We start from the raw sequence: 2,255 nt of genomic DNA on the forward strand, positions 1-2,255 counted from the left end.
AATATTTTGAGATTAATGGGGGGGAAATTACCCTCTCTTCTTTTCTTTCTTTTTTAAGCTCCCGCAGATGCCCTTGCACCGAGCAATTTATATTCCTTGGAATACATAATCTAAGTGCAACTAGTCACATAATTGCTTTTTAAAGGAGGGTTGGTTTGAATGGCAGTTTCCCCGATTGACACGCGCTACAAAACAGAGATGAATGCCATTTTCGAGGACAAGGCAAAGCTTGATTATTGGATGCAGGTGGAGGTTGCACTGGCGCATGCGCACGCCAAGCTTGGGAACATACCAAAAAACGCCCCCGAGGAAATTGAGAAGGCTTCAAAAAAAGTCATACTTTCGCGGGTGGAGCAGATTGAGGCAGAAATTCACCATGACCTAATGGCAATGGTCAAGGCCCTCTCCGAAAAGTGCACTGGTGGCTGCGGCGCATTTGTTCATTTTGGCGCCACGTCTTATGACATAGAGGATACGGCAACAGCTATGATGTTCCGCGATGCCATAGGAATCGTTGAGAAGCGGGTTGAAGGGCTTGTCGGGATTACAAAAAAACTGGCACTTGAGAACGCGCAGAAGGTTTGCATAGCCCGCACGCACGGGCAGCATGCTGTTCCCACAACCTACGGGCTGAAGTTCGCCCTTTACAACACCGAGCTAAAGCGCCATCTTGAGCGGCTCAAGGCCGTGAAAAAAAACATCATGTACGGGAAGATGAGCGGGGCGGCAGGCACGATGGCGACATTTGGAAGCCAGGGAATGGAGATACAAAAGCTTGTTATGGACAGGCTCGGGCTGCAGCCTGCCCTAGTTACAAACCAAGTCATTCAGCGCGACAGGCATGCTGCGGTAATGTTCGTGCTTGCATTGGTTGCGGCGACTTATGAGAAGATGGCAAAGGAAATAAGGAACCTGCAGAGAACCGAGATAATGGAGATATCTGAGCCGTTTTCTGCAAAGCAGGTTGGCTCTTCGACAATGCCGCAAAAGAGGAACCCGCACAAATCGGAGAGGATTTGCTCTCTTGCAAGGGTTGTCAGGGCCAATGTGCAAGTTGCGCTTGAAAACATAGCCCTTGAGCATGAGCGCGATTTGACTAACTCGGCAAATGAAAGGTACATATTTTCTGGAAGCTTCATTACAACAGACTACATGGGAGAACAGCTTGGAAAGATACTCGAAGGCCTTGTTTTTTATGATGCCAACATTGAGAGGAACCTTGAGATGAGCAGGGGGCTTGTCATGGCCGAGAGGACCATGATAGAGCTTACCGGCGCGGGGCTGGGGCGCCAGGAGGCGCATGAGCTTGTGCGCACATGCGCCCAGGAGGCATTCAGGGACGCAGTTCACCTCAAGCATGTGCTTGGAAAAAGCCAGCAGGTGAAAAAATATCTTGACAAAAAAAAGTTGGATGAGATTTTTGACCCCAAAACATACATAGGGCTTGCACCCCAGATTGCAAGGAAGGCGGTCGAGGGCTGACCAGCATGATTTATAATAAGTATTATGGATTTAGTTAGCTTGTGCCACCGGCAGGGAACACGAAAGCGAGTTTGGCACAGAAAAAGGCGACTGGATGATAGGGAAAATAATAGGCTTCATCAAAAAACTTTTTGGCTTTGGCAGCAGGAAAAAGGACCTGGCAATTGGCTTTTACGGAAGCCCGAATGTGGGGAAGACTACACTTGCCAATACCATATGCCTTGACTTGCTTGGCGAGCCAATGGGCAAGGTTTCGGTGGTACCGCACGAGACGAGGGCGATACATAAAAAGGAGAGGGTAACACTCAAGATGAACGGTTACATACTCTCGATGAACCTTCTTGACATGCCAGGCATTGCAGTAAAAGTCGACTACCGGGATTTTCTAAACTACGGGCTTTCGGTGCAGCAGGCACAGGCAAGGGCCAAGGAGGCAACGCGGGGCATAATAGAAGCGGTCAGGTTCATGAACAATGTGGATGCAGCACTTGTCGTGCTTGACGCTACACAAGACCCTTATTCGCAGGTCAATGCCACAATACTTGGCAACCTTGAGGCAAAGGACATACCGATAGTGATTGTTGCAAACAAGATGGACCTGGTGGAAGCAAAGCCGGAGCTTATACGCGACGCCTTCCCGCAATATCCGGTGATTGAGATTTCGGCAGCCACCGGGCAGAACATCGAGGAGCTTTACGAAGCCATAGCTACAAAGATTAAGTAAGGCAAGACCTGGGGAAGGGAACCTGGGCAAACAGACAAATGCGTGCTTG

2 protein-coding genes are annotated in these 2,255 nt (G+C 49.3%); both read left to right on the forward strand.

Features of this window, described 5'->3' with window-relative positions; translation table 11 throughout:
- Positions 1-159 precede the first annotated feature (159 nt).
- Entirely contained in the window at positions 160-1,482 is a 1,323-nt protein-coding gene (locus tag FJZ26_05670) for an adenylosuccinate lyase (GenBank protein ID MBM3229896.1), read from the forward strand.
- 94 nt (positions 1,483-1,576) lie between these two features.
- Positions 1,577-2,206: a GTP-binding protein gene (locus tag FJZ26_05675; protein ID MBM3229897.1), complete on the forward strand. Its 630-nt coding sequence runs from the start codon at positions 1,577-1,579 to the stop codon at positions 2,204-2,206.
- The last annotated feature ends 49 nt before the right edge of the window (positions 2,207-2,255 follow it).

Source organism: Candidatus Parvarchaeota archaeon (assembly GCA_016866895.1).
Taxonomy (GTDB): Archaea; Micrarchaeota; Micrarchaeia; order Anstonellales; family VGKX01; genus VGKX01.

Coding starts and splice junctions, on each gene's coding strand:
- FJZ26_05670 (MBM3229896.1), top strand. CDS start 160: ATGGCAGTTTCCCCGATTGACACGCGCTACAAAACAGAGATGAATGCC.
- FJZ26_05675 (MBM3229897.1), top strand. CDS start 1,577: ATGATAGGGAAAATAATAGGCTTCATCAAAAAACTTTTTGGCTTTGGC.